We start from the raw sequence: 25,768 nt of genomic DNA, 5'->3' as shown, positions 1-25,768 counted from the left end.
ATTTATAAATCAAAGCGTATAAAACGAATAAATAGCAGTAATAGTTTTTTATTATATTTGGCATAGATATTGGTCGTTTTATTGCGTCCAATTTTATTGAATGCTTTTTAAAGCAATTAATTCTGAAACAATAGTTTTTGATTTAAATAGCTGCATTATTCATCTCAAATGATTTCCCCAAATCAAACTATAAAAACAAAATTTTAAAAATGAAACAAAAAACAATAACGCTTTTATTCCTTTTTATTGCAATAAGTACGTTTGGACAAGCACCTACAGTTTCAAAACCAACTACTGATGCCATTAATAACGTTTCAACGTTTACTGATGTAGTCACTAATAAAGCCATAAGTTCGCTTAAAAAAGTTCCTTTAGATGAAGCTTCAATCTTGCTTTATGACTATGATGGCACTCTTTTTTCATTTGATTTAGAATCTGAAACCATTGTTTGGACTGTGAAAGCTTCCGATGCACATACAGAAATGTGTGCAAATGCAGTAACATTAGTTGATGGTGTTGTATATGTACCTTTTATAAATGGCGAAATTTTCGCAATTGATAATCAGACAGGTTCTATTTTTTGGAAATCAAGAATTGGCAATTATAAAGACCAGATTGTTTTAAAGGATCAAGCGCCAACCGTAAATAATGGAAAATTGTTTATCACCACTCAAAATCAAAACAGCAGCATTTATGCGCTTGATATTAAAAATGGAAGTTTATCATGGAGTTACAAATTAGATGCTGAAGTGAATCATGCTCCAGTTTTATTTTTTGACAATAAAGTTTTCACGCAAAGCGCATCCAATTTTTATTCTCTTGATGCCAATTCAGGAAAAGTAATCTATCAAAAAAGCTTTGAATTAACGATAACCGGAAAACCAGTTACTGATGGCCAAAATGTATTTGTAACAAATGAAAAAAACACTCTTTACGCTTTAAGTCCTAATAAATCGGATATTTTATGGGAATTTAAATTTGATGAAAATCAGAATAATGTCAAGAATCGCATATTCTGCAAAGACAATAAAGTATATTTTGCAGCGCAGGGAACAAATACAACTTCTGTTTATTGTGTTGATTCAAAAACAGGAACACAGCTTTGGAAAACCGATTTTAAAGATGACAACATCGAGTATATTACTCAAGAAAATGACAATTTATGGGGATATACGCGAGGAAAAAAGCTATTTCAAATACTTTTAGACAATGGCGAAGTAGTATTAGATAAAAAGCTGACAACCATGCCAATTTCAAATATTGAATTTCCAGCAGATGACAATCTGTTGCTTTATTATTGCGACGCTGGCTTAATTCAATATGATTTAAAAGAACAAGATGAAAATATGTTCTATATGCGAACGTCAATAAAAGATGATGTTTATAGCGCATTTATAAAAATTATTAGATAATAAAAAAACTCCTTTAAAAAAGGAGTTTTTTTATTGAATATGAAGTAGGTATTATTTTTCTGTATAATCTGTAACGCAGCATTATTAGCTATTATAACACTTTAAAAAACATTCCTTATTAATTTTTTAAATCCTTAAAATCAAAAGGTTTTATTAGATTTGAATATTCATAATTCTTAATATTTATCAAATGAAATGGATCACCAGAGAACGTCCAAAAATAGACCGAATTGCTTGTCCTTGGCTCATTCGAAAATTTGTTGACGCTGATGCCGAATTCATTTATGTCCCGTTTAATCTTGTATTAGAGAAAGCAAAAGAATTAGAAGCTATTCCATTTGACATTCCAGATGTTGAGTTTACACATTATGACGATCAAAGTACATTTGACTATATTGTCAAAAAATACGAAATCGGCGATCCCGCAATTTTAATTATCGCTGGAATTGTTCGTGGGGCAGACACAGATAGGCATGATATTGCAAAAGAATCGGCTGGACTTTGGGCCATTTCAGCTGGACTTTCATATAATATTACCGATGATTATAAACTGCTAGAAACTGGAATGATTATGTATGATGCTTTATACAGTTGGGCAACACATTTGTATAAGCAAAATCATTTGCAGAACAGTCCGTTTGAGAATTTACTTCATGAGGTTTTTAATAAATTTCTGAAAGACAAGAAAACTTCAGCCAAAACACCGGCTTGGGTCAAAGATTTAAAAGAAATAATTCAGGATCAAATAGATGCCCAATTTGCATTTGATTTAAAGAAAATTTCAACTGAACTAGATTTAAATCCGTCGTATTTATCGAGGGAATTTTCAAAACATTTCGAAGATTTGAATTTTGGAGAATATGTTAGAAAACTCCGCATCGAAAAAGCAATTTCTCTAATTTCAAATTCATCGCACACATTAACCGAAATTGCTTACATGACAGGCTTTTCAGACCAAAGTCATTTTACAAGAATCTTCAAACAGCACACAGGGAAAAATCCGTCAGCTTATCGAAAAAAAGCAAAAAAGTAAACCAGATACAAAAAGTAAATTTGATTCTATTTAAAAAAAATACAAGCCATTAGTTTTGCTTTATCACCAAAACTAAAAAAATGTATTTCAAATTAACTTTATTTTTCGCAGTATTATTTTCAAGTTTTAATGCTTATTCCCAAACTGTTTATCCAAAAATAACGGGCTATTTTGGGATTATGCATCCAATAGCCACATTCAGCAAAGATGAAACCAATGTAAATTTCAGAGATTATTATGCCGTTGGTTTTCCAACAGGAATCAATATTTGGAAAAGCGATAAAATCGGTTTTTCAGTTGAATTTGTACCTAATATCAAAGACGATAATGGAACAGATAAAGTAACAAATTTGTTATTTCATCCGGGCGTTTTAGTGGCTTTAGGAAAAGGCTACACTTTTGCCGGGAGAGCGGCTTTTGAAACAAGTGGAAGATATGGTTTTACTCCTGTTTTCAATAAAACGATAATTAAAAACAAAACTTGTAGTTATTATGCGGCTGTTCCTTTGCCAGTTCGTTTTGGTAATGATCATCCAGTCTCGTTTACGGTAGGTTTTCAATTCGGAATTGCTTTTTAATATGGAAAAAACATCAAAATACAGTTTATCACAATTAGCTCTTTACTTCCTAAAATTAGGAACTGTAGGATTTGGTGGCCCAGTTGCGTTAGTGGGCTACATGCATAAAGATTTGGTCGAAGACCGAAAATGGATTACCGAAGAAGAATACAAGCAAGGATTGGCATTGGCACAGCTTGCACCGGGACCGCTCGCCGCACAATTAGGGATTTATCTGGGGTTTGTACATTATAGTTTTTTAGGCGCTACATTAGCAGGTTTTGCCTTCATATTACCGTCCTTTATAATGGTAGTTGCGTTGGGGGTTATTTACCAATTATATGGTGGATTGTCTTGGATTCAGGCTGTTTTTTATGGTGTTGGCGCTTCGGTGGTCGGAATTATAGCACTGAGTTCGTATAAGCTTACAGTAAAATCTATTGGAAAAATAAATCTTGAGTCTTTTAAATCAAAATGGTTGCTTTGGATTTTCTTCATCACTGCCGGAATTATAACATTTATAACAGAAAAAGAGCAAGTCTTGCTCTTTATTCTGGCAGGATTATTTTATATGATTATGACCGCCCCTCCTAAATGGTGGAACTTTAAAACCACAAATTCATTGATTTTACTTCAATTTGTTTTCTGGAATTCTGAAGAATCGACACTCATGAAATTAGGAATCTTTTTTGCAAAAGCTGGTGCTTTTGTCTTTGGAAGCGGATTAGCCATTGTTCCTTTCTTGCATTCAGGTGTAGTAGCTGAGAATCATTGGTTGACAGAACAGCAATTTTTGGATTCCGTTGCTGTTGCAATGATAACGCCTGGTCCCGTTGTGATAACTGTTGGATTTATTGGTTATTTAGTAAATGGATTTTTAGGAGCTTTAGTCGCTGCTTTGGCGACCTTTCTACCCTGTTATTTGTTCACGATCTTATTAGCGCCATACTTCAAGAAAATTGCTGATAACAAATCGGTTAAAGCTTTTGTTGAGGGAATTACAGCTGTTGTGATTGGCGCTTTGGTAGGATCTGTAGTTGTTATTGCTTCAAGAAGCATTATCGATATTTCTACAGCTTTAATTGCTGTTTTGACTGTCGCAGCTTTGCTTTATTTTAAAAAACTCCAAGAGCCTTATGTCATTTTAATTGCTGGAATAATTGGAGTGGTTATAAAACTGATTTAATGCTGAATGTCAACACATCATTTTTTCCGAACCAAAACAACCCAATCTCTTTCCGTATTTTCTTCCACAAAATTTTCAATTTCGTAAATCAATTCAAAACCTAAATTCTTCATTAGATCTAAAACGTCATTTCGTGAAAGGCAACTGTAATAAAACGGTTCATCATACATTTTGTCTGTATGTTCATCTTCTTGTTTTCCGTGTGTGAAAAGAAAATAACCGCCAGACAACAGCAAATCATAAATCTTGGGATAAATCTCTTTTTGACGCTCTTTTGGAAAATGAAAAAGAGAATCCCATGCAATTATTCCGTTGAACTTTTCCTTGGTCTTAAAATCAATGAAATCACTTAGAAAGAATGCTGCATTTTTAATTGATTCGGATTTCGCAGCTTCAATCATTTTTTCAGAAATATCAATTCCAATAACCGAGTGATGTTGATCTGAAAAATGTTTCGCAATAGGAAATCCTGTTCCGCATCCAATATCCAGAATATTACCGTTTGGTTTTAGCTTTTCTAGAAAATCAAGAATCGGTTTATTTAAAACGGAATTGTTTCTGATCTTTATCCACTGAGCCACAATTTTATTATAAGAATCTCTATTTAGTAATAAATTTTCCATTCTAATATTTATTAATCCAAAGGGAATGTTATGCAGTTTTCAAGTACTTCTTTTGGAGTAATTTGTTTCTTTATTATTTCTAATAAACTTGAATAAAGATAGTAAAACAGATTATTTCAAAAAAGATATCTTTTTTGCCAAATGACAAATTTTCAGCCAAAAGTTATGCTTAACTTTCGCATATGAAAGAACTAGTAAATTACATATTGCAGTTTGGCAATTTAAATCAGCAGCAAATTGATTTAATTTTATCAAAAGGGGAAGAAAGGGAAATCCGCAAAGAGAACTATTTTGCAGAAGCAGGAAAAGTCGCGGCAGAAGTCGGTTTTATTATTGACGGAATAATGCGCGTTTGTTACTACGACAATAAAGGCGAGGAAATCACCAAATACTTTATTGAAGAAAATAATCTCGTTGTAGATTTAGAAAGTTTCGATAATGGTATTTGCTCGTCTTGTTATGTTCAAGCTGTTACAGATTGTAAACTCATTGTGTTTTCAAAAAAGGATTGGCAAGAATTATTAGATACAATTATTGGCTGGGACACTATTGTTCACAAAATAATTTCAAAAGCTTTAATTCAAAAAGTTGCTCGAAGAAGCCCACTAGTTTCAGAAGATGCAACAACGCGTTATTTGTCTTTTATGAAATTGTTCCCGAATGTTATCAATAGAATTCCTCTTTCGTATTTGGCTTCTTATCTCGGAATTACGCAGTCATCCTTAAGCCGAATCAGAAAAAATATTCGTTAAAATCTCTTTTTTGTCATTTGGCAAATGTTTCTATTTTTTTGGATTGCAACTTTGTATTCATAATTTTAAAACGTAAAAAATGAAATCAGTATTAATTACAGGTGCAAACAGAAGCATAGGTTTAGAGACAGCAAAACAGCTTTCAAAAAAAGGTTTATTGGTTTATTTAGGAAGTCGGGATCTTGAAAAAGGAGAAAAAGTAGTTACCGAATTAACTCAAAACGGATTTGAAAATATCAAAGCAATCCAAATTGACGCTACAAATCAGGAAAGTGTTTTGGCAGCGAAAAACAGAATTGAAAAAGAGCAAGGCAAACTTGACATTTTAATCAATAATGCGGGAATTTTAGGCAATATGCCACAAAATTCATCAACCACTTCAATTGAAAATATACAAGAAACCTTTGATACAAATTTCTTTGGAGTGATCAGAGTTACGCAAGCATTTCTTGATTTGCTTAAAAAATCAGAAAGTCCACGAATTAGTAATATTACATCTGGCCTTGGTTCGCTTACTTTGCATAGCGATCCAACTTGGAAATATTATCCGTTTAAAGCAGTTTCGTATGTTTCTTCAAAAGCGGCCTTAAACGCTTTTACCGTAACTTTGGCTTTTGAATTGAAAGATTTGCCATTCAAAGTAAATTCAATTGATCCTGGCTATACCGCGACTGATTTCAATAATTTCAATGGGCCAGGAAGTATAGAAAGTGCGGCAAGCTTTATCATCAAACATACTTTGACAGATGAAAACGGGCCGACAGGGAAGTTTTTCAGCAATGATATTGAAGACGAAACTGAAGAAAGTCCGTGGTAAATAAAAAAAAAGCTCCAAAATCACTTGATTATGGAGCTTTTTTATTGCATTTTTTCTCTTAAACCGGTTCCCAAAGTTCTATTTTATTACCATCAGCATCCATAATATGGACAAATTTTCCATAATCATAAGTCGCAATATCATCTAAAACTGTTACGCCGTTTTCTTTTAATTTATTTATAAGGCCTTCAATATTTTGAACGCGATAATTGATCATAAACTCTTTTTTTGAAGGCGAAAAATAATCATCATTCTTTTTGAAAGGACTCCATTGAAGCACTTCCTTTATTTCCGGATTATCAAAATTTCTGGATTCAAAAGTTGAGCCCCAGTCGTTGACTTCGAGCCCTAAATTTTCAGCATACCATTCTCTAGTTTCTTTCGGATTTTCTGTAAAAAAGAAAATTCCTCCAACGCCTGTTACTTTTGGGATTACATTATCATTTTGTTTATTTGAATCTTGCATAGCTTTTGATTTTAGAATCTTAAATGTACTAAAAAAAAGCGTTCCGTAAATCATTAAAGCTTTCTTAAATTGATTTGAACCAACCGTTAGTTATTGTAAATTAGCTAGATACAAATTTTTAAAACTATAAAAATCATGAAAACATATTATATCATTGCCATATTGCTATTTAATTTTACAATATCGGCCAACGCACAGAAAAAAATTGAAACTACTGAATTACCAAAGCCAGCTCAGGAATTTCTGCAAAAACACTTTAGTTATACTACTGTAGTCAAAGCTCAAAAAGATGCCGAACATGGCGAGAAAGGCTACGAAGTCAAATTAAAAGATGGAACGGAAGTAGAATTCTGGAAAGATGGCTCTTATAGAGAAGTGGATGGAGGTGACAACCCAATTCCGACTGAGTTTATTCCAGCAAATATTCGAGATTATGTTTCAAAAAATTATCCAAATGAGAAAATCACGCACATCGATTATGGCCACAAAGATCTGGATGTTGATTTGACAAATTCTATTGATTTGGAATTTTCAAAAGACGGAAAAATTCTGAAAGACAAAAACAATAACATCAAATAATTTACGTTTTAAAACCTCTAGGAAGCCTTATTCCTGGAGGTTTTTTCAAAAAACTGTAGTATAAACTTTTTACAACTGTGTAAAGTTTACACATTTCTTTTTTAGCTGAAAACTGCTAAATCCCTCATTTTCAATTTTTATTATTTATGGCACAACGCTTGTAAAATCGGTTAGAGTCCATTCTTGTTTACTTCTCATTTATCTGTTTACATAGGGAAAGAACAAGAAAAATCAATTTAAAAGCCATTTTACGAATAAAGCAATAGCCCAAATAATGAAAAGTGAAACAATTACTTCAGAACAATTCTATGCTTCTGATAAAGCCCTCAGTACAAAAGAACAAACATTAAAAAAAACAATTTTTAGTTCGAATACCAAATCTCAACAAGAATCAACCGAAAAAAAAGCACGCCCTTTAGACTTTATAATACTTACAGCTACTTTTTTACTGATGCTTAGCGGTGCTTTTGTCGTTTATAAACTTCAATCGGATTTTGATCAGTTTCAATTAGATAGAATAAATTCTAGTTGGGGATTTCCATTTTTAATTCTAACAGCAGCTTTATTCTTTTTCCAAACTGGTTCGTTTTTATATAATCTGTATTTATATTTCAGATACAAGCCAATTGAATCTGTTTCAGATGATTTATTGCCAACTTGTACGGTAATTGTTCCAGCGTATAACGAAGGAAAATTAGTGTGGCATACGTTGATGAGCCTTGCAGAAAGCGATTTTCCATCACAAAAACTGCAATTATTAGCTATTGATGATGGAAGCAAAGATGATACTTGGTACTGGATGCAACAGGCAAAAATAAAACTTGGAGATCGTCTTGAAATCTATCAACAACCTGAAAACAAAGGAAAACGTCACGCCTTATATCGCGGATTTGAACTTGGAACAGGAGAAGTTTTTGTAACTGTTGATAGTGATTCGATTGTCAAAAAAGATACTTTAAGAAATCTTGTAAGTCCGTTTGTAGTTGATGAAAAATGTGGTGCAGTAGCAGGAAATGTTCATGTTTTGAACAATAAAAAAGCTTTATTGCCAAAAATGCTGAACGTTAGTTTTGTAATGAGTTTTGAATTTATGCGTTCTGCGGAAAGTATGTTAGGATCTGTTTTATGTACTCCTGGCGCTGCAGCGGCGTACAGAAGAGATGCTGTATTTGAATGTCTTCCAGAATGGATAAATCAGACATTTATGGGACAACCATCAGACATTGGTGAAGATCGAGCAATGACAAATATGATTTTAAAACAAGGTCTGCATGTTTTGTTCCAAAGAAATGCACTCGTATTGACAAACGTTCCAGAAGAATATAAAGGTTTGTACAAAATGTTTATTAGATGGGGAAGAAGCAATGTTCGCGAAAACATTATGATGGCAAAGTACGTTTTTAAAGATTTTAGAAAAGAATCTAAATTCGGTGCCAGACTTTTGTTTACAAATCAGTCCTTAAAAATAATTATGGCATATCCTTTTTTATTATTTATGCTCTTTTTTATTGCGGTTCATCCGGTATTGTTTTTTAGTTCAACACTTTTAAGCATTTTGATTGTATCAACATTCTCAGTATTGTTTTATGCAAAAAGATATAGTTTTGCTGATGCATTCTGGGCTTATTCATACAGCATATTTTATACTTTCAGTTTGTTTTGGATTACACCTTATGCAATTGCAACTGCAAATAAAAAAGGCTGGCTGACACGTGGTTTATCTTAAAAAAGATAAGATTTTCAAAATAAAAAAATCCTCAGAGTTTAAATTTTCAAATTCTGAGGATTTTTAATTTTAATCTAAACCAGCAAACTTAAATGGCGCCATAGCTTGAAAATTCATTGAAGATTCTCCAGAATAATTTTCATTTATTAGCCAAACTCAGTTTTCTAACTTTAGCTTTTTCGCTAAAATCTAACTTGCTGAATTCAACCCAAACCACGTTCGGATTTAAAACATTATCAAAATAATAAACCAGATTTTTTTGATCTGCAACAGTTCTCCATCGTGTCGATGATATATTGGGCTCAGTTGGTGAAGAAATTCCAAGTGGAACCGAACAATTTCTAATTACGCCAAAAACACTAGCCAATGCCGTTCTTATATTATCCGTTTTCGGAATCGCATCAATATAATAATGCGCTCTTACAAATCGGTCTGCGGCCCTGTTGGTTCCCGGCAGCATAACCGTTCCTGGAATGCTTTTCCAATAGGTATTTATTGCTAATTGTTCATCAAAAATAGGGGAGTTTGTCATGGCAACATAAGCTCTGTCATGATGAATCATCAGTTTTCCGTTTATGTATTCAAAAATGGCATTATCTCCAGACGCATCAGAAATCGATAAATGTACAGTCGCAAAAATATCCGTTTCCGGAATATGTGATGATGTTACCACAAAATCATTTTTTCCTAGAGCAGTTACAGCTTCTGATACTGTCGAAAAATTATCAAGTACATATTGAAGCCAGAGTGAAACAGCCAATCCTTTTGTTTTGCTGTTCTTTTCGAATTGTGGATAAGTAGATTCAGCCAACCAAAGCAAATTTCCAACCAAACCCTTTTCATTCATTCCATCAGAAGAAGCAATATCCCATGAACTTGTTACAACGCTTCCGTACTTGGATTTCCATTTAACCGAATTATTTCCCGCTTCGCCAAATCTATCTATTCCTCTCGGAAAAACCCATAAATTAGCAGGAATTTCACCTCTCCAGTCCATAGAGCGTGCAGTAAGGATAGTGCCATTCGGGCCTTGATAAACAATTCTTGTACAAGCTAAAGTTTTGTCATTAGAAATTATTGTGCTTAAAAAAGCAAAAACGATTAGGATTTTATTTTTTATACTCATACAGCTAACTTTATAGGGTTTAAAACTAAGTGCCGATAAATAAAAAACTCCTAAAGTTTGAGATCATTTAGGAGTTTTGATTTTTTATATGGTTTATTGTTTATTATGAGCAAAGAAGCTTAAATCTTTTTAAGCGTAAATTTATAATCTTCTCCCTCTATTATAAGTTGATCCTTTGTTATGGTGCTTGTACAAGGATATGGAGTGCCTGTTTCATCTTTAATCACTAAACTTGTTCCTTTTTTTGTTAAAGCATAGGTACCATCAGTAATAGGTTGTTGCAAATATCCTGTTACATGTCCGTCTTCAGTGAATGTTAAATTGCCTTCTGTTAAAATTACATGTTTAATTGAATCAGAAATAGGTCCTTTTTTAGATTCAATTGATGTAATTTTCCAAGAATTCACTAATTCATTTCTTTTTGCTTTGTTGCACGAAATAATTAATACTGCTGATAATAAAATTCCGAAGATAAATAATTTAGATTTTTTCATAATTCTGCGATTAAAAATTAGACAGGAAAAGTTACAAAAAAAAATAATATTTAAAGCTTTTGTAATCAAATATTTAGATTCGAATGAAAAGCCTTGAATTTATTAGGAATTCACATTTTAACAAGTAGCGTTTTATTAATTTTTCATTTAACCAAAGGTCTAAAAAACGCTAAGTTTAATTCAATGTAAGTTCGCCAAGAATCTCTTCATATAAAAAAGGCCCGCCAGGATATGTCGCGGTATAATCTAAATTCATCCACACTTGTCCACGTTCATCAATGTGGTAATGTATTTTTTTGCCATAACTTTCTTTGGAAAAAAGTACATTTTTTATCAAAAAATTGACTTTTTCTAGATCAATCAAAGAGCCAATTAAAATTTCAGGGTAGATGTGCCCTTTGGTATGAATAAGCCTTGGAGTTCCTCCAATGGATCTGATCGCCGCCGCCATTAAAATAGAGTGATCATCGCAATCACCTGAGAAATATTCTAAAGATTCGCTCGCCGTTGCAATATAATCGCCTTCTTTTGGATCGTTTACATAGTTCCATCGGCTGTTGATTTCTTTAAAAACAGCAAAACATTGAATTGTCGTACGATAATCTGAATATCCTTTGATTCCTTTAAAATGCTTCGTCGTTGCCATGATAGCAAAATTTCGAACTTTTGGGTTTTGATATTCTATCGCATTAATAATTTTAGATTTATTTGGAAAAGGAAGCAATTTTGCTACAATAATATCTTGCGGAAAAGGATTATCTGACATGGTATAGATCATTGAGTTATAGTCCTCTGAAATTTCACTGAAACCATAATTCCCAATGACTGAACCATAAAACAAAACCAGCAGATAAACTGCAACACATAAAATAATTATGGTTCGCAGCAACATCAACAAAAAGAATATTGCTGCAAAAACAAATAAAAAAATAAAGACGCGATCTAAATTGAAAGCCCAATTTAAATCGCGAAGATTTTGATGCAGAATGATGAAAATCGGAATTGTGATTAAAAGACTCAACAACGAAATAATAATCCTATCATAAGGTGATTTCACCTGTAATTTAGATTTCAATTGCGGAAAGTCGATTTTAGGGAATTTCATCATAAAAATTCAAAGCAGTTTTTACAGCGCTTTTACCGTTTCAACAAAAGTACTTTTTTTATCAATAATTCCCAGATCAAATAATTGATTTTGAATTTTGGTAAAAGCTTTTTCGCTCAAATGCTTTTGAGACCATTGTGTAAGTTTAAGCCACTCTCGAATGTCTTCTTTTTTTTGATTAAAAAGCTGAGCTAATGTTTTGTCTATATTAGGAATTTGCGCAAAATCTTGCGTGGTTTTATTAATGATTTCAAGAATTTTTTCCATTGCTTTTGGATTTTTTTTCAAAAATTCATCTCGCGCGGCAATTACAAAAGAAGGCCAAGGAGTAGGGCAGTCACCAATTCTCCTGAAAATTCCTTTATCAACAAGAGGTTTTGTCATAAAACGCTCCCACATAAAATAATCTGCAGTTCCATTTGTCAATGCTTCGACAGCGCCATCAATTGTATTTATGATTTCAAATTTCAATTCGTCTTGTTCCCAACCTTGTTCAGCAGCATTGACATATGCCATTAACTGTGAACCAGAGCCAATTCTCGAAATGGCTACTTTTTTGTTTTCCAAATCTTTTACAGTCTGAAAATCGGATTTAGCTGCAACGTGAATTCCCCAAATCAAAGGAGATTGCACATAAATCTGAACAATTTTGCTTGGATTTCCTGCCAAAATATCTTTGACTATTCCTTCCGTCAAAATAACGGCAATATCAGCTTCTCCATCACGTAGCATCTGACACATTTTGCCCGTTCCTTCAGGAATATCTTTCCATTGCAAATCAATACTTTCAGCTTCAAATTCGCCATTTTCAATGCATAAATGCCATGGCAAATTGAAGTGTTCGGGAACACCCACAATGTTTACGGTTTTCATTACAGTTTTAAGTTTAAGTTAAGTTTGGTATGCGTATTCTTAAGTTTGTTTGTTTGTTTGTTTGTTTAGTTTTTTAATAAATCTGCTCGGTGTTTGTCTGAAAGACAAGGTTCAGCATATTCAATGATTTCTTCGGCTTCATATTCATTCAAAATGCTTCGCACTAATGAGTAATCAACATCTCTTACGATTTCAACAGCAAATAAGGTTTCATTTAAACCTTCTGATTGGCAATTAATTGCTTTAAGTTTTTCTCTTATAATTTCTTTATCAAATCCTTTTTCCAAAATCAAGACCTGCACAATCGAATTTCCTGAGTTTTCAATCGTTTCTTTATAAACAAAACGATTTTCCTTTTCATCAAATTCAGCGTAAAACAAATCGTCAGTTGCGATAAGCGGCCCAAAAAACGGAATGTTATCCAATTTAAAAAGACCTTTTTCTAAATCAATAATTTCAGCCCACATAGTTTCTAAAACATTGTCTTGTAAATAATCGCTATAGTATTTAAAAAGTATTTTTTTGTGTGTTTCTGTCATTCTTTAATCTAAAATTTCTAAAAAATATAGAATCTCGGTTGAGCCTATAAATTATCTAATTTTCTATTCAATTTCGCTTATTTCAGCTTTTAATGGTGATATAACAATTCTATAGCCATCTGGATCTTGGATCATTTTTCCGTTTACATTCCAAAATGGATTAGCTGCAGTTATAGTTGAGACATTTAAACTTTCGAACTTGTGAATTAATTCGTTATAGTCTACAATTGATTTTGGATAAAGGACAATTACATCATCATCGTCAAAAATATGTTTCGCCTTTGTTGTTGACTGCGTAAATTCAAAATGCCAGTCTAAACCTGATTTTCCAATGAAAATTCCATTGTAGTTATTATGATTTTGAAATTCTCCTAGAAGTTCAAAACCAAGAACATTTACATAAAAATCTTCAATTTTTTTTAAATCATCGGTGTGTCGAGCAACTCTTAAAAACATAAACTTTTAGGATTTTATCTGATTGATATGATGTTCTAGATGTTCTACATAATCTGTCATAAGAAACCTTAAATCGATAACAGACTCATCACTTAAAACAATTTTATAATTCAAAGCTTCCTCAGTAACAAATTTCATAATCCTGGCAATTTGATTGTTCAGTACAAACCACAATTGCGTCAACTCGTCAATATCCATTTCTTGATACTGATTTAAATTTACTAAATCTATTTGATTATAAGGCCTATGCTTATATGGCTTCTCTGTATAATTGATTTCTGTAAACCGCACCAAATTATGAACTGCCGAATCTGCTAAATGTCCTAAAATCTCTTTTTTTGACCATTTTCCAGGTTTTCTTTCTTCTAAAATATTTGGACTAATTTCGGGAAAATAGTTTACATTTTCCTTTAATAGTTTTTCAAATTTAAGAATAACGTCTTCCATGAATTATTTACTTTTTGAATTGATTAAAACAATTATTCTTCAATTTTTTATAATAATAATTATCAAATTATCTCATTGACAAATTATCTAATTATTTTTCGGCAAGTTTGTTAAGGGTGTAAGCAATAAGTTCATCGACAGCTTTATAAGGGTCTTCACTGAAAGTTCCAGATGCACGATTCGCAATAATTGCATTTAATGATAACGCATTATGTCCTAAAAGTGCAGAAAGGCCATAAATAGCAGCAGTTTCCATTTCTAAATTAGTGATTTTTGTTCCGTCAAAATCGAAATTTTCCATTTTGTTGTTTAATTCTTCATCTTGGATATTCAAACGCAAAACACGTCCTTGAGGCCCGTAAAAACCGCCGGCAGTTGCAGTAATTCCTTTAAAAATTCGATCCGATTCAATGAATTTCTCTAATTTTTCAGAACATGAAATTGCATAAGGTTTTCCTTTTCGGATGTCCCAATTGGTATGTGTGATAAATGCGTCTTCAATGGCAGCATTTGAAACATCATCAATTAAATAAGAGCGAAGCATATTATCTAATCCAAGTCCGAATTTTGACATTACGAAGCTGTCAACAGGAATATCTTCCTGCAGAGAGCCTGAAGTTCCAATTCTGATTATATTTAAAGAAGTTAGTTTTTCTTTTGGTGTTCGTGTTTTTAAATCGATGTTTACTAAAGCATCTAATTCATTCAATACAATATCGATGTTGTCCGGGCCAATTCCAGTTGAAATAACGGAAATGCGCTTTCCGTTGTAAATTCCGGTTTGGGTCTTAAACTCTCTTTTTTGCGTTGAAAATTCGATTTTTTCAAAAAACTGAGTAATTTTTTCTACTCGGTTTTGATCTCCAACAAAAATTATATCGTGTGCGATATGCTCAGGACGAAGGTTTAGGTGATAAACACTTCCGTCTGGGTTAAGTATTAATTCTGATGATTGGATCATTTTTTTATAAGGTACTAAGGTTCTGAGATGCTAAGGTGTTAAGGTTTTGTTTCAGATTCATATAACTTGAAACCTGAAACGTTAAATGTGAAGCTTTTAGCCTCCTACACGTTTTGTTTTAAATCCTTTTTCTTTTAAAATAGCCATGATTTTGTCGCGATAATCACCTTGAATAATGATTGAATCGTCTTTAAAAGTTCCGCCAACGCTTAATTTTGTTTTGATTTCTTTGGCTAAGATTTTAAAATCTTCATCCGAACCTTCGTAACCTTCAATAATTGTGGTTGCTTTTCCTTTTCGTTTTTCAAATTTACAAATCATAGGTTCTTTTTGAACATATAACACATGCTCTTCGGCCTGAATTTCTTCAGGTTCATTTGATTCAACGTGATCAGGAAATAAGTTTTTTAATTGATCTTTAAAGTCCATAATTTTTTATTCTAAAAAATAAATTCCAACTATAAAAGTATTTAAAAATTAAATTCCAAACTCCAATAAAGCTTGGAATTTGGAATTTTAATATTGAAATCTATTTAAGTTTTTACTTTTTGATTAAACCTAAATCTACTAAACGTTCGTATAAGTAATCTCCAGCTGTAATATCTTCAAATTTCTTAGGATTTTCAGCATCAATACAGTTTTCTAAACAATCCAGTCGCATATCGCTTACTGGGTGCATAAAAAATGGAACAGAATAACGAGAAGTTCCCCATAATTCTCTCGGAGGATTTACTACTTGGTGAATCGTCGATTTTAATTTATTGTTAGTATGTCTAGACAACATGTCTCCAACATTGATCACTAATTCATCATCAGCTGCAATAGCATCAATCCATTCGCCGTCATGATTTTGAACTTGTAATCCTTTTCCTTGCGCTCCCATCAAAAGTGTAATCAAATTGATATCACCATGAGCTGCTGCACGAATTGCATTTTCTGGCTCAGAAGTAATTGGAGGGTAGTGGATAGGTCTTAAAATAGAGTTTCCTTCTTTTGCATATTGATCAAAATAAAACTCATCTAAACCAAGGTGCAAAGCCAAAGCTCTAAGTACATAAACACCAGTTTTTTCAAGCATTTGGTAGGCTTCTTTACCAACTTCGTTAAAACGCGGTAATTCTTTTACTTCGACATTGTCTGGGTATTCTGATGCCCATCTTGAATCTTTGTCAACGTATTGTCCAAAATGCCAAAATTCTTTTAAATCTCCTTCTTTGCGTCCTTTAGCATGCTCTTTTCCAAAAGATACATAACCTCTTTGTCCGCCAATACCAGGAATTTCATAATTATGCTTAGTTTCTATTGGCAAAGCGAAAAATTTTCTAATTTCGCTATAAAGCTCGTCTACCAATTGGTCATCTAAGAAATGACCTTTTAAGGCTACGAAGCCAATGTTTTCAAATGCACTGCCGATTTCATTTACAAATTTTTGTTTACGTTTCGGGTCGTCCGAAAGGAAATCACGTAAGTCTACACTAGGAATGTTTTGCATACTTTACATTTTTTATTTAAAGATGAAAGGTCTCGAAAAACCTTTCAGAAACAAAGGTAGAGAATATTTTAGAATTGAATTTTAAAAGTTATACAAAAATTAAAATTTTATAACAAAAACAAATAGAATTGTTATATTTTTTTATATTTGAAACACTAAAAAAACACAAACCAAATGATCTTTAACAGACAAGACCTAACTGACGCTCAATTATTAGATTTATATAAAAAAATCCTCAAACCTCGATTAATCGAAGAGAAAATGCTGATCCTTATACGCCAGGGCAAAGTGTCAAAATGGTTTTCTGGAATTGGCCAAGAAGCTATTGCTGTTGGAGTTACATCAGTTTTGGATGATTCCGAGTATGTATTGCCAATGCATAGAAACCTTGGTGTTTTTACAACGCGAAATATTCCACTTCACCGCTTGTTCTCACAATGGCAAGGAAAAGCAAATGGTTTTACAAAAGGTAGAGATCGCAGTTTTCACTTTGGAACACAGGAATATAAAATAATAGGGATGATATCGCATCTCGGGCCACAATTAGGTATAGCTGACGGAATTGCATTAGCCGACAAACTTCAGAAAAACAACAAAGTAACGGCTGTTTTTACAGGAGAAGGGGCAACAAGCGAGGGCGATTTTCATGAAGCTTTAAATATTGCCGCAGTTTGGGAATTACCTGTAATGTTTGTCATTGAAAACAACGGCTATGGACTTTCAACACCTACAAATGAACAATATTTATGCGAAAATCTTGCTGACAAAGGCATTGGTTATGGTATTGAAAGCCATATTATTGATGGAAATAATATATTAGAAGTTTACAACAAACTTTCGCAATTAAAGAAAGAAATGCAGGAGGATCCGCATCCTGTATTATTGGAATTCAAAACCTTCAGAATGCGAGGGCATGAAGAGGCGAGTGGTACCAAATACGTTCCGCAAGAATTAATGGATGAATGGGCCGCTAAAGATCCTGTAACAAATTATAGAAAATATTTGACCGAAACGGGAGTTTTGACAGCTGAATTTGATGAACAGCTTCACAATGAAATCAAGCAAGAAATCGATGAAAATTTAGCTATTGCAAATGCTGAACCAGAGATTATCCCTACTTATAGTGGAGAATTAAATGATGTTTACAAACCATTTGAATACGAAGAATATAGTCATAATTCAGAATCAAAAAATATTCGTTTTATTGATGCTATTCGAAATAGCTTGGAACAATCTATGTGGCGCAATAAAAACTTGGTTATTATGGGGCAAGATATTGCTGAATATGGAGGAGCTTTTAAAATTACTGATGGCTTTGTTGATGCTTTTGGAAAAGATAGAATCCGAAATACGCCTATTTGTGAAAGTGCTGTAGTTTCAACGGGAATGGGATTGTCAATCAACGGATATAAAGCGATTGTAGAAATGCAATTTGCTGATTTCGTTTCAACTGGCTTCAATCCGATTGTGAATTTATTAGCTAAATCTCATTATCGTTGGGGAGAAAATGCCGATGTTGTGGTTCGTATGCCTTGTGGCGGAGGTACTCAGGCAGGACCTTTTCATTCGCAAACAAACGAAGCCTGGTTTACAAAAACTCCGGGCCTAAAAGTTGTTTATCCGGCATTCCCTTATGATGCCAAAGGGTTGCTTAACACTTCTATAAATGATCCAAATCCGGTTTTGTTTTTTGAGCACAAACAGTTGTACAGAAGTATTTATCAAGACGTTCCAACCGATTATTACACGCTTCCTTTAGGAAAAGCCTCTTTGATAAAAGAAGGAAATTCAGTAACTATTATTGCTTTTGGAGCAACAGTTCATTGGGCTTTAGATACTTTAGAAAAAAATCCACAAATCGACGCTGATTTAATTGATTTAAGAACTTTACAACCTTTAGACACTGAAACGATTTTTGCATCAGTAAAAAAAACAGGTAAAGCCATTATTTATCAGGAAGACACCATGTTTGGTGGAATCGCAAGCGACATTTCGTCTTTAATTATGGAAAACTGTTTTGAATTTTTGGATGGGCCAGTAAAGAGAGTTGCTAGTTTAGATTCTCCTATTCCGTTTACAAAAGCGCTAGAAGATCAATTTTTAGCAAAAGATCGTTTCGAGGAAACATTACTGGGTTTATTGAAATATTAATCAAAAAAGGCATACTGTTTTGAAGAAAGAACATTTTTTCTATCTTTAAAACCAACTTAAACCCAAACTATGAAAAAACTGTTTATTCCTGTTATCGCTATTTCATTGCTTGTTTCATGCAATAAAAGCAGCAAAACAACTGTCGACAAAGCTTTAAATCAAAAATTTGAGAAGTATAAAGACCATTTTGTTAATGATTTATGGAAAACATATCCAAACTGGGCTTCTGGAGTAGGATATCACAAATTAGACAGCGTTTTAGTTGTTCCAAACGAGGACGCGAAAAAAGCTGAACTTGATTTTGCCAATGCTCAATTAGATTCTTTAAAGCATTACGACATTGAAAGTCTTTCAGATAATAATAAAACCGACTTTCAAATGATTAAAAACCAATTGGAAGCAACAATTTTCAGTGTCAACGAATTAAAATCATCAGAATGGAATCCTGCTGAATATAATGTTTGTGGCGTTTTTGCAGAAATTTTGAACGGAAATTATGACTCTTTGGAAATTCGTCTTCGTGCTTTTAAAAGCAAAATGAAAAATATTCCTGCTTATTATGAAGCAGCGAAAAGGAATATTAAAAATCCGACTATTGAACATACTGATCTTGCAATTTCTCAAAACATTGGCGGGGTGACTGTTTTTGAAGACGATTTAAATACTGCATTAAACAAAAGTAAACTTAGCGAAACGGAAAAGAAAGAAATTCAGGAAAAAGCAAAAGTTGCTGTAAAAGCAATTAAAGATTATGCAGAATGGCTGAAGAACCTGCCAAATAAAACACCGCGCTCTTTTAGATTGGGACCTGATTTATATGCTAAAAAATTCAATGTTGATATCCAATCCAGCTATTCAGCTGATGAAATCTACAAAATTGCTGTAGACCACAAGAATGATCTTCATGATAAAATGTTTCTTTTAGCAGATAAACTTTGGAAAAAATACAATGGAAATGCTCCAAAACCTGAAGATAAATTAGATTTAATAAAACAGGTTATTGACAGAATCTCACTACATCACACGACGCCAGAAAAATTCCAATCGGAGATTGAAAAGCAAATTCCGGAGCTTACTGCGTATGTAAAAGCGAAAGATTTATTGTATATAGATCCGTCCAAACCATTAGTTGTACGCAAAGAGCCAGCATATATGGCTGGTGTTGCAGGTGCTTCTATTTCTGCTCCTGGACCTTATGATAAAAATGCAAATACGTATTACAATGTAGGAAGCATGTCTGGCTGGACTGCTGAAAATGCTGAAAGCTATTTGCGTGAATACAACGATTATATTCTTCAAATTTTAAACATTCACGAAGCAATTCCGGGGCATTATACACAATTGGTTTACAGCAATCAATCGCCAAGCATTATTAAATCTATTTTAGGAAATGGCGCAATGGTTGAAGGCTGGGCAGTTTATGCCGAAAAAATGATGCTGGAAAGTGGTTATAAAAACTCGGATGAAATGTGGTTGATGTATTACAAGTGGAATTTAAGAACGACTTGCAATACCATTTTAGACAATAGTGTTCATACTAAAGATATGTCTAAAGAAGAGGCAATGCGCTTATTGACAAGAGAGGCTTTTCAGCAACAAGCAGAAGCGGAAGGGAAGTGGAAACGTGTAACTTTATCTCAAGTACAATTATGTTCTTATTTTACGGGTTATACTGAAATCTACAATTTAAGAGAAGAGCTTAAAAAACAAGAAGGGGATAAATTCAATTTGAAAAAATTTCATGAGAAATTCTTGAGTTTTGGAAGCGCTCCTGTAAAGTATATTAAGGAATTAATGCTTTCAGAAAATTAAAATTCTGAAGCTTTGAATTGAAAAAGGTTTGGCAATCATTTTTACCAAACCTTTTTTATGTTTAAAACCAATCTTGTCATTTCGAGGAACGAGAAATCTTCGCAAGTAACCCTCCAAAGATTGGCGAAATTCTGTATGGAGCTACTCGTGGAGATTTCTCGTTCCTCGAAATGACAAACTTTGTGATAATTGATTATTTATCAAAACATCGTTCATCCGAAGAATTAATGCTTTCTGAAAATTAAAACATGTTTAATACAATTTTAAATAATAACTACTAATCTTTTACCATCAGTAACTTCAGCATTCCACATTCCTTCAATATCAGCGAGATTTCCTGTTTCAATATTTACTTTCAATTTATTTTGAGCTGTCAAAAGAAACATTTCCGGAAGTATTTCTGAAAACAACAATTTCACTTCATCTTTTGACCAGCTTCCTAAACCAGAACCTGATAATTGAAGATCTACGCTTCTCAAAATTCCTGACGACAATTGAATGCTATCGCCAGCCATTCCGCCAATGGTTACATATCGTATTTTATTGGTAAATGATCCGTTTCCTTTTAAGACTGAAAGAATCAACTCAGCAGGATGCCCCCACAAATAATCTAAAACAATATCAATTGGTGAATTTTCATGAATTTCTGTTAATTGAGAAATAAAAGCATCGTCGTTTTGTTTTAATGAAATTATTTTATCAGCACCTAATTCTTTTAGATTTTGAAGCATTTTTTCGTTTCTCCCGGTAACGATTATCTTTTTTGCTCCATAATGCTTAGCAATCTGAATTGCCATTTGGCCAGTAAATCCAGTTGCTCCGTTGATCAAAACAGTATCTCCAGCTTTGACATTAGCACGAAATCGCAAAGCCATTGCTGAGCCTGCAACTGCATTTGGCAACGACGCCGCAACTGCATCGCTAATTCCATCAGGAAGCGGTACAAATATGTTTTTATCAATAATCGCTTTTTCTGCAATTGTTCCAGATATGCCACGGGCATAAACTCTAGTTCCGTTTTCGAGTAAACCAACGCAATCACTTCCAATTACAAAGCCGTTTTCGATATTTTCTGAAGAATAATGCTTGCCGGACGCTTTTCCTTTATCCAGATTTGTAATCCCAACGGCTTTTACTGAAATTAAAATCTGATTTTCGTTTTGAACAATTGGTTCTGCAAATTCTGCATATTTAGGCATTTCGCCTTTTGTATAAATCACTGCTGCTTTCATAATATTAAATTTTATGAGGCAAAGTTCTGAACTTGATTTTCGGTAGACGATAACATTTGTTATCAAATAAGATTTTAGTCTTTTTTATTCACTAATTTGCTTTTAATTCGGCTTAAATGAACCGTGCTTACGCCAAGATAAGATGCTATATAATGCTGCGGAACACGTTGCACAATTTGAGGTTTTTCTTTAATTAAATCAAGATAACGCTGAGTAGGGGAGTCTTTTATAAAAGAAAAAAAGTGTTTCATATAATCAAATGTTCTTTGAAAAAGCATATTGATTAAGCGATCTCTTAATTCGGGAATTTCTTTAATTTCTTCTAAAATTTTATCGACATCTTTTTTGCTGATCCACCATAAAACAGAAGGTTCAATAGTTTCAACCACAACCGGACTCGGAAATTGTTTCATGAAACTTTCAATAGAAGCCACACTTTGATTTTCGAAAAAAAACTGTGAAGTCAAATCTTTTCCGTTATTGTTAAACCAAACTCTAATACAGCCTTTTTCAATTATAAAAAGCTTTTTCGAAATTTCGCCTTCTTCTAAAAGAACAGTTTTGGCTGGAACTTCAATTCGATTGAAACAATTAATATATTCGTTCCACTTTTCATCTGTAAAAGGAAACTTATTTCGGAATTGGTTAAACATGGATTTTCTTTATAAGTAAAATTATCATACTGAATTAGAATTATATCCGGTTCTAGTTGATAAAACGTGAAATATTATCGAGTTCAAAAACTCTTCATATTCAGGTTTTAGATTTAAAGACATTTTTTGAGTAGTAGTCCAAAATTTTAATTTTATATCTGCTAATTTAATTTTATTACTAAAATAAGAGCTTTTTAAGTTAAATGAGAAATGATTCTCTCCAATTCTTCTGATCGTTTGGTTCTGATCAAATGTTAGATAAACTTTAGTAATTTCATTTATATCTTTTGTTTTGTCTCTATTCTGAAACAAAATTTCAAACTTAGCCGAACTAAATGGTGTTTCATAACTTTTAAGTTCTAAAACCAGTTCGTCATTTGAATCAAAGATTTTGATTATGTCCTTTCTGAGAAAATTAAATTTTATAATAGAATAAAATAACAATTCTCCATTTTTATAAACAAATAAGCTTTGTTTATTATCCTCTATAATTTCTATTTCCATTTAAAATCTTACTTAGAATCAGCTTCCATTTCAAACAACTGCACTTGATTTTTTAATCGGTCAATCAATAAATTCATCATGCGTTTATTTAAACTTGACGAATTTTGAATATAAGTTTCATATTCCTCAAGCGTAAAAAGCGCAATGACAATTCCTTTTAAAGAATTTCGGAACTTGATATCCTTTTGAATGGAGTTTTCGATAGTCTGAAGTTTCTTTTCAACCGAGTAGGAGTAGAAGTCGGCTTTGTTCTTGTTAACGTAATTTATGAAAACGGCAATAAACAAATCATTCTGCAGTTTTAAAATCGGTCTGATGGTTTGATTTTGGAACAACTCATCTGCTGAAGACTGAGCGCTAACGGTTCCTAAAGTTTCACCTCTGAATTCTCTCAAAAAATTATCTCTGTCTTCCATGTTTTTTCTTTAAATTTAGGAAAAAATCAAATACAAAAAATTCTATTTTTGTTTTATAACGAACAAAAAAACTAACAATTTTATTATGCCCAAAACATCTCTCATTTTTCTTTTATTGGTTTTGACTTTGATTATTTCTTGCAATTCTAAAGAAAACAAAGAAGAGTATCAAGAATTTACGTATCGTGCCATTCATCAAAAGGATACTGCTGTATTGAAGCTTAACATCAATGACAAACGCTTTTTTGGACGTTATGAAATCCTATACCATCAAATTGGAAAAGACTCCGGCGATGTAAGAGGAGATATTAAAGGAGACACCTTGAGAGGTGATTATCATTTTATTTCAAATGGAGGAAGCTGGAAAAGAATTCCTTTAGCATTACTCAAAAAAGATAAAAAGCTAATTTTAGGAAATGGAGTAATCGGAACATATATGAATCTTCCGTGCTTTATTCAAGGAACTTTAAATTATAATGATCCAACATTTGTTTTTGAGGAGATTAAGAAATAGTTTTTTGTTTCAAGTTTCAAGTTTCAGGTTTCAGGTTTCAAGTTTCAGGTTTCAAGTTTCAGGTTTCAAGTTTCAAGTTTCAAGTTGCTGGCTTAACCGCAAAGAACGCAAGGTTTTTTCCTATAATTAACTAAATAAAAACGCAAAGTTCGCAAAGCTCTATGTAAAAAACTTTGCGAACCTTGCGTAAACCTTACTGTACTTTGCGATAAAACCACCACAAACCTAAAACTTGAAACTTGAAACTTGAAACAAAAAAACTTATTCTAAACTTCCAATCTTTGAAGGAAGTTCAAATATTTCAAGATCAAAATATTCTACAGAAGCCATAACATGATCAAAAATATCGGCCATTATGTATTCGTAATTTGCCCAACGTTTATCGCTCGAAAATGCATAAATTTCTAACGGAACTCCATGCGCCGTTGATTGCAGTTGACGGCACATAATATGCATATCTTTGTTCAATCCAGGATGCGTTACAAGATACTGCATAATATATTTTCTGAACAAGCCTAAATTGGTCATATTGCGGCCGTTAAGAGCTAGTGTTTTATCAACTCCTCTAAGATCGTTGTATTTTTCAATTTCAGCTTGTCTTGAATCTATATAAGATGAAATCAGCTGTACTTTTCGCATTTGATCCAAATCTTCATCATTTAAAAATCGGATGGTACTGCTTTTGATCAAAACGTGCCTTTTAATTCGGCGTCCGGCAGATTTCTGCATGCCGCGCCAATTCTGGAAAGAATCAGAACTTAAGGCATAAGTTGGAATCGTGGTAATCGTATTATCAAAATTCCGAACTTTTACAGTCGTTAAATTGATTTCGATTACGTCACCATCGGCACCAAATTTATCCATTGTAATCCAGTCACCAATGCGAACCATATCGTTAATAGCAACCTGAACACTTGAAACAAATCCAAGAATAGTATCTCTGAAAATTAAAATAATAATTGCCGAGAGCGTTCCTAGAATTGTTAGCAATTCGCCCTTTTTTATTCCGAATAAAGTCGAAATAATCATGGCAACTCCAAAAATCCAAAGCACAATCATGATAACTTGAACGAAACTGTCGATAGGTTTATCGCTATATTCTGGTTTTTGTTTTAGATAGTCGCGTAGCGAATTAAAAACGGTTCTTACAATCCACAATCCTAGCAATACAATATAAATCCCTACAATTTTCCCGAACATGGATTCCCAATATTCGTATTTGTCCAAAATTACAGGAACAGCTTTGTAAATAAAGAAAAACGGAATCAAATAGGCCGTATATCTTGTTGTTTTATTCTGAATTAAATAATCATCAAATTTAGTTTTTGTGCGCTGCGCGAAAATGGCAGTAAGCGTAACCAAAACAAATTTTGCAGCGTAATAGATAATGTACGCCAATGCCACCAAAATGGCAATATTAAAAATAAGACTGGTATATGACGCCACATTACGGCTCATTCCCCAATCTCTGAAAATCGGATATAAAAAATTGAATATTTTATCCAAAAGCTTATGCATTATTCTCTAGATATTTTTTTTCTATATAAAATGTCCCAAATGGAATCAAGGAAGCAACCAAAATGATCCCGAATGTTTTTAAATCCCAGTTCATTGATTTTTTCAATAAAAAAGCAAGAACAATATAGCCAATGAATAAAACGCCATGTGTCATTCCTAACGGACGCAATAAAGTATGATAAAGTTCGGGATTACTGGTTTTTATAAAAAGCATATTGGCAAATAATACCAGATAAGAAATTCCTTCTAAAATAGCAGTAACTTTAAAAATCTTGAGCATATAAATGTATTTTTTGAATTTATGATGACAAAATTAAGTATTAG

General features: G+C 32.8%; 28 protein-coding genes and 1 pseudogene. 11 read left to right on the top strand and 18 right to left on the bottom strand.

Translation table 11 applies throughout. The features are described from left to right. The first annotated feature begins 209 nt into the window (after nucleotides 1-209). The 4 genes from H600_RS0116680 to H600_RS0116665 all read left to right on the top strand — a co-directional run bounded on the left by H600_RS0116680 (nucleotide 210) and on the right by H600_RS0116665 (nucleotide 4,188). Nucleotides 210-1,412 carry an outer membrane protein assembly factor BamB family protein gene (locus H600_RS0116680; protein ID WP_026729856.1) on the top strand — a complete coding sequence of 401 codons (1,203 nt, stop codon included), beginning with the start codon at nucleotides 210-212 and terminating at the stop codon, nucleotides 1,410-1,412. A 190-nt stretch (nucleotides 1,413-1,602) separates the two neighbouring features. Next, nucleotides 1,603-2,445 (top strand): chromate resistance protein ChrB domain-containing protein, encoded by an 843-nt coding sequence (locus H600_RS0116675; protein ID WP_026729855.1) that lies wholly within the window; start codon nucleotides 1,603-1,605, stop codon nucleotides 2,443-2,445. Between the two features lie 80 nt (nucleotides 2,446-2,525). Continuing rightward, on the top strand, nucleotides 2,526-3,023 hold the full coding sequence (locus H600_RS0116670; protein ID WP_026729854.1) for a hypothetical protein: 498 nt from the start codon (nucleotides 2,526-2,528) through the stop codon (nucleotides 3,021-3,023). A gap of 1 nt (nucleotide 3,024) precedes the next feature. Beyond that, entirely contained in the window at nucleotides 3,025-4,188 is a 1,164-nt protein-coding gene (locus tag H600_RS0116665; RefSeq protein WP_026729853.1) for a chromate transporter, read from the top strand. A 17-nt stretch (nucleotides 4,189-4,205) separates the two neighbouring features. On the opposite strand, the gene H600_RS0116660 is transcribed toward H600_RS0116665, so the two are convergent. Beyond that, on the bottom strand, nucleotides 4,206-4,811 hold the full coding sequence (locus H600_RS0116660; RefSeq protein WP_026729852.1) for a class I SAM-dependent DNA methyltransferase: 606 nt from the start codon (nucleotides 4,809-4,811) through the stop codon (nucleotides 4,206-4,208). Nucleotides 4,812-4,993: 182 nt separating this feature from the next. On the opposite strand from H600_RS0116660, the gene H600_RS0116655 reads away from it, so the two are divergent. Beyond that, nucleotides 4,994-5,563, top strand: coding sequence for a Crp/Fnr family transcriptional regulator (locus tag H600_RS0116655; protein ID WP_026729851.1), 570 nt, complete (start codon nucleotides 4,994-4,996; stop codon nucleotides 5,561-5,563). A 79-nt stretch (nucleotides 5,564-5,642) separates the two neighbouring features. Further along, nucleotides 5,643-6,380 (top strand): SDR family oxidoreductase, encoded by a 738-nt coding sequence (locus H600_RS0116650; protein ID WP_026729850.1) that lies wholly within the window; start codon nucleotides 5,643-5,645, stop codon nucleotides 6,378-6,380. Nucleotides 6,381-6,438: 58 nt separating this feature from the next. Here the strand turns inward: H600_RS0116650 and H600_RS0116645 are convergent, their stop codons facing one another. Further along, nucleotides 6,439-6,846, bottom strand: a complete 408-nt coding sequence (locus H600_RS0116645) for a VOC family protein (RefSeq protein ID WP_026729849.1) — start codon at nucleotides 6,844-6,846, stop codon at nucleotides 6,439-6,441. A gap of 135 nt (nucleotides 6,847-6,981) precedes the next feature. On the opposite strand from H600_RS0116645, the gene H600_RS0116640 reads away from it, so the two are divergent. Continuing rightward, nucleotides 6,982-7,425 (top strand): PepSY-like domain-containing protein, encoded by a 444-nt coding sequence (locus tag H600_RS0116640; RefSeq protein WP_026729848.1) that lies wholly within the window; start codon nucleotides 6,982-6,984, stop codon nucleotides 7,423-7,425. 274 nt (nucleotides 7,426-7,699) lie between these two features. Then, nucleotides 7,700-9,151, top strand: a complete 1,452-nt coding sequence (locus tag H600_RS0116635) for a glycosyltransferase family 2 protein (protein ID WP_026729847.1) — start codon at nucleotides 7,700-7,702, stop codon at nucleotides 9,149-9,151. Nucleotides 9,152-9,220: 69 nt separating this feature from the next. Here H600_RS0116635 and H600_RS22220 read toward each other — a convergent pair. The 10 genes and pseudogenes from H600_RS22220 to H600_RS0116585 all read right to left on the bottom strand — a co-directional run bounded on the left by H600_RS22220 (nucleotide 9,221) and on the right by H600_RS0116585 (nucleotide 16,644). Next, nucleotides 9,221-10,277 (bottom strand): annotated as a pseudogene (locus H600_RS22220) (linear amide C-N hydrolase). 119 nt (nucleotides 10,278-10,396) lie between these two features. Then, nucleotides 10,397-10,771, bottom strand: a complete 375-nt coding sequence (locus H600_RS0116625) for a hypothetical protein (protein ID WP_026729846.1) — start codon at nucleotides 10,769-10,771, stop codon at nucleotides 10,397-10,399. Between the two features lie 175 nt (nucleotides 10,772-10,946). Then, nucleotides 10,947-11,879, bottom strand: coding sequence for a transglutaminase-like domain-containing protein (locus H600_RS0116620; RefSeq protein WP_026729845.1), 933 nt, complete (start codon nucleotides 11,877-11,879; stop codon nucleotides 10,947-10,949). An 18-nt stretch (nucleotides 11,880-11,897) separates the two neighbouring features. Further along, nucleotides 11,898-12,749, bottom strand: coding sequence for a substrate-binding domain-containing protein (locus H600_RS0116615; RefSeq protein ID WP_026729844.1), 852 nt, complete (start codon nucleotides 12,747-12,749; stop codon nucleotides 11,898-11,900). A 65-nt stretch (nucleotides 12,750-12,814) separates the two neighbouring features. Continuing rightward, entirely contained in the window at nucleotides 12,815-13,288 is a 474-nt protein-coding gene (locus tag H600_RS0116610) for a DUF4265 domain-containing protein (RefSeq protein ID WP_026729843.1), read from the bottom strand. Nucleotides 13,289-13,351: 63 nt separating this feature from the next. Next, a complete protein-coding gene (locus H600_RS0116605; RefSeq protein ID WP_026729842.1) occupies nucleotides 13,352-13,744 on the bottom strand; it encodes a VOC family protein in 393 nt (130 codons plus the stop codon). A gap of 6 nt (nucleotides 13,745-13,750) precedes the next feature. Further along, nucleotides 13,751-14,191, bottom strand: coding sequence for a DinB family protein (locus H600_RS0116600; RefSeq protein ID WP_026729841.1), 441 nt, complete (start codon nucleotides 14,189-14,191; stop codon nucleotides 13,751-13,753). 91 nt (nucleotides 14,192-14,282) lie between these two features. Beyond that, nucleotides 14,283-15,152 (bottom strand): nucleoside phosphorylase, encoded by an 870-nt coding sequence (locus H600_RS0116595; protein ID WP_026729840.1) that lies wholly within the window; start codon nucleotides 15,150-15,152, stop codon nucleotides 14,283-14,285. 96 nt (nucleotides 15,153-15,248) lie between these two features. Continuing rightward, a complete protein-coding gene (locus H600_RS0116590; protein ID WP_026729839.1) occupies nucleotides 15,249-15,581 on the bottom strand; it encodes a translation initiation factor in 333 nt (110 codons plus the stop codon). A 112-nt stretch (nucleotides 15,582-15,693) separates the two neighbouring features. Continuing rightward, nucleotides 15,694-16,644 (bottom strand): isopenicillin N synthase family dioxygenase, encoded by a 951-nt coding sequence (locus H600_RS0116585; RefSeq protein ID WP_026729838.1) that lies wholly within the window; start codon nucleotides 16,642-16,644, stop codon nucleotides 15,694-15,696. 174 nt (nucleotides 16,645-16,818) lie between these two features. Between H600_RS0116585 and H600_RS0116580 the strand changes: the two genes are divergently transcribed. Then, entirely contained in the window at nucleotides 16,819-18,795 is a 1,977-nt protein-coding gene (locus tag H600_RS0116580) for an alpha-ketoacid dehydrogenase subunit alpha/beta (RefSeq protein ID WP_026729837.1), read from the top strand. Nucleotides 18,796-18,864: 69 nt separating this feature from the next. Further along, nucleotides 18,865-20,607, top strand: coding sequence for a DUF885 domain-containing protein (locus tag H600_RS0116575; protein WP_026729836.1), 1,743 nt, complete (start codon nucleotides 18,865-18,867; stop codon nucleotides 20,605-20,607). 263 nt (nucleotides 20,608-20,870) lie between these two features. Here the strand turns inward: H600_RS0116575 and H600_RS0116565 are convergent, their stop codons facing one another. The 4 genes from H600_RS0116565 to H600_RS0116550 form a co-directional block, all read right to left on the bottom strand. Then, the gene (locus H600_RS0116565; RefSeq protein WP_026729835.1) at nucleotides 20,871-21,839 is read right to left on the bottom strand and encodes a quinone oxidoreductase family protein; all 969 of its coding nucleotides are present in this window, start codon (nucleotides 21,837-21,839) and stop codon (nucleotides 20,871-20,873) included. 74 nt (nucleotides 21,840-21,913) lie between these two features. Then, complete coding sequence (locus tag H600_RS0116560) at nucleotides 21,914-22,492, bottom strand: Crp/Fnr family transcriptional regulator (protein WP_026729834.1); 579 nt, start codon at nucleotides 22,490-22,492, stop codon at nucleotides 21,914-21,916. Nucleotides 22,493-22,516: 24 nt separating this feature from the next. After that, on the bottom strand, nucleotides 22,517-22,996 hold the full coding sequence (locus H600_RS0116555) for a hypothetical protein (RefSeq protein WP_026729833.1): 480 nt from the start codon (nucleotides 22,994-22,996) through the stop codon (nucleotides 22,517-22,519). Between the two features lie 8 nt (nucleotides 22,997-23,004). Next, nucleotides 23,005-23,412, bottom strand: coding sequence for a hypothetical protein (locus H600_RS0116550; protein ID WP_026729832.1), 408 nt, complete (start codon nucleotides 23,410-23,412; stop codon nucleotides 23,005-23,007). Nucleotides 23,413-23,497: 85 nt separating this feature from the next. Between H600_RS0116550 and H600_RS0116545 the strand changes: the two genes are divergently transcribed. Then, nucleotides 23,498-23,926 carry a hypothetical protein gene (locus H600_RS0116545; RefSeq protein WP_026729831.1) on the top strand — a complete coding sequence of 143 codons (429 nt, stop codon included), beginning with the start codon at nucleotides 23,498-23,500 and terminating at the stop codon, nucleotides 23,924-23,926. A 261-nt stretch (nucleotides 23,927-24,187) separates the two neighbouring features. On the opposite strand, the gene H600_RS0116540 is transcribed toward H600_RS0116545, so the two are convergent. Next, the gene (locus tag H600_RS0116540; RefSeq protein ID WP_026729830.1) at nucleotides 24,188-25,444 is read right to left on the bottom strand and encodes a mechanosensitive ion channel family protein; all 1,257 of its coding nucleotides are present in this window, start codon (nucleotides 25,442-25,444) and stop codon (nucleotides 24,188-24,190) included. Next, the gene (locus tag H600_RS0116535; protein ID WP_026729829.1) at nucleotides 25,437-25,724 is read right to left on the bottom strand and encodes a DUF3817 domain-containing protein; all 288 of its coding nucleotides are present in this window, start codon (nucleotides 25,722-25,724) and stop codon (nucleotides 25,437-25,439) included. The genes H600_RS0116540 and H600_RS0116535 overlap by 8 nt, the downstream gene beginning before the upstream one ends. Nucleotides 25,725-25,768: the final 44 nt, after the last annotated feature.

This window comes from Flavobacterium denitrificans DSM 15936, from assembly GCF_000425445.1.
GTDB lineage: Bacteria > Bacteroidota > Bacteroidia > Flavobacteriales > Flavobacteriaceae > Flavobacterium > Flavobacterium denitrificans.
Note: the sequence above shows the minus strand (reverse complement) of the source record. Positions and strands in the feature narration are given on the sequence as shown.

Excerpts from the sequence above, each read along its gene's own strand:
- H600_RS0116680 (WP_026729856.1), top strand. The coding sequence starts at position 210 with ATGAAACAAAAAACAATAACGCTTTTATTCCTTTTTATTGCAATAAGT.
- H600_RS0116675 (WP_026729855.1), top strand. The coding sequence starts at position 1,603 with ATGAAATGGATCACCAGAGAACGTCCAAAAATAGACCGAATTGCTTGT.
- H600_RS0116670 (WP_026729854.1), top strand. The coding sequence starts at position 2,526 with ATGTATTTCAAATTAACTTTATTTTTCGCAGTATTATTTTCAAGTTTT.
- H600_RS0116665 (WP_026729853.1), top strand. The coding sequence starts at position 3,025 with ATGGAAAAAACATCAAAATACAGTTTATCACAATTAGCTCTTTACTTC.
- H600_RS0116660 (WP_026729852.1), bottom strand. The coding sequence starts at position 4,811 with ATGGAAAATTTATTACTAAATAGAGATTCTTATAATAAAATTGTGGCT.
- H600_RS0116655 (WP_026729851.1), top strand. The coding sequence starts at position 4,994 with ATGAAAGAACTAGTAAATTACATATTGCAGTTTGGCAATTTAAATCAG.
- H600_RS0116650 (WP_026729850.1), top strand. The coding sequence starts at position 5,643 with ATGAAATCAGTATTAATTACAGGTGCAAACAGAAGCATAGGTTTAGAG.
- H600_RS0116645 (WP_026729849.1), bottom strand. The coding sequence starts at position 6,846 with ATGCAAGATTCAAATAAACAAAATGATAATGTAATCCCAAAAGTAACA.
- H600_RS0116640 (WP_026729848.1), top strand. The coding sequence starts at position 6,982 with ATGAAAACATATTATATCATTGCCATATTGCTATTTAATTTTACAATA.
- H600_RS0116635 (WP_026729847.1), top strand. The coding sequence starts at position 7,700 with ATGAAAAGTGAAACAATTACTTCAGAACAATTCTATGCTTCTGATAAA.
- H600_RS0116625 (WP_026729846.1), bottom strand. The coding sequence starts at position 10,771 with ATGAAAAAATCTAAATTATTTATCTTCGGAATTTTATTATCAGCAGTA.
- H600_RS0116620 (WP_026729845.1), bottom strand. The coding sequence starts at position 11,879 with ATGATGAAATTCCCTAAAATCGACTTTCCGCAATTGAAATCTAAATTA.
- H600_RS0116615 (WP_026729844.1), bottom strand. The coding sequence starts at position 12,749 with ATGAAAACCGTAAACATTGTGGGTGTTCCCGAACACTTCAATTTGCCA.
- H600_RS0116610 (WP_026729843.1), bottom strand. The coding sequence starts at position 13,288 with ATGACAGAAACACACAAAAAAATACTTTTTAAATACTATAGCGATTAT.
- H600_RS0116605 (WP_026729842.1), bottom strand. The coding sequence starts at position 13,744 with ATGTTTTTAAGAGTTGCTCGACACACCGATGATTTAAAAAAAATTGAA.
- H600_RS0116600 (WP_026729841.1), bottom strand. The coding sequence starts at position 14,191 with ATGGAAGACGTTATTCTTAAATTTGAAAAACTATTAAAGGAAAATGTA.
- H600_RS0116595 (WP_026729840.1), bottom strand. The coding sequence starts at position 15,152 with ATGATCCAATCATCAGAATTAATACTTAACCCAGACGGAAGTGTTTAT.
- H600_RS0116590 (WP_026729839.1), bottom strand. The coding sequence starts at position 15,581 with ATGGACTTTAAAGATCAATTAAAAAACTTATTTCCTGATCACGTTGAA.
- H600_RS0116585 (WP_026729838.1), bottom strand. The coding sequence starts at position 16,644 with ATGCAAAACATTCCTAGTGTAGACTTACGTGATTTCCTTTCGGACGAC.
- H600_RS0116580 (WP_026729837.1), top strand. The coding sequence starts at position 16,819 with ATGATCTTTAACAGACAAGACCTAACTGACGCTCAATTATTAGATTTA.
- H600_RS0116575 (WP_026729836.1), top strand. The coding sequence starts at position 18,865 with ATGAAAAAACTGTTTATTCCTGTTATCGCTATTTCATTGCTTGTTTCA.
- H600_RS0116565 (WP_026729835.1), bottom strand. The coding sequence starts at position 21,839 with ATGAAAGCAGCAGTGATTTATACAAAAGGCGAAATGCCTAAATATGCA.
- H600_RS0116560 (WP_026729834.1), bottom strand. The coding sequence starts at position 22,492 with ATGTTTAACCAATTCCGAAATAAGTTTCCTTTTACAGATGAAAAGTGG.
- H600_RS0116555 (WP_026729833.1), bottom strand. The coding sequence starts at position 22,996 with ATGGAAATAGAAATTATAGAGGATAATAAACAAAGCTTATTTGTTTAT.
- H600_RS0116550 (WP_026729832.1), bottom strand. The coding sequence starts at position 23,412 with ATGGAAGACAGAGATAATTTTTTGAGAGAATTCAGAGGTGAAACTTTA.
- H600_RS0116545 (WP_026729831.1), top strand. The coding sequence starts at position 23,498 with ATGCCCAAAACATCTCTCATTTTTCTTTTATTGGTTTTGACTTTGATT.
- H600_RS0116540 (WP_026729830.1), bottom strand. The coding sequence starts at position 25,444 with ATGCATAAGCTTTTGGATAAAATATTCAATTTTTTATATCCGATTTTC.
- H600_RS0116535 (WP_026729829.1), bottom strand. The coding sequence starts at position 25,724 with ATGCTCAAGATTTTTAAAGTTACTGCTATTTTAGAAGGAATTTCTTAT.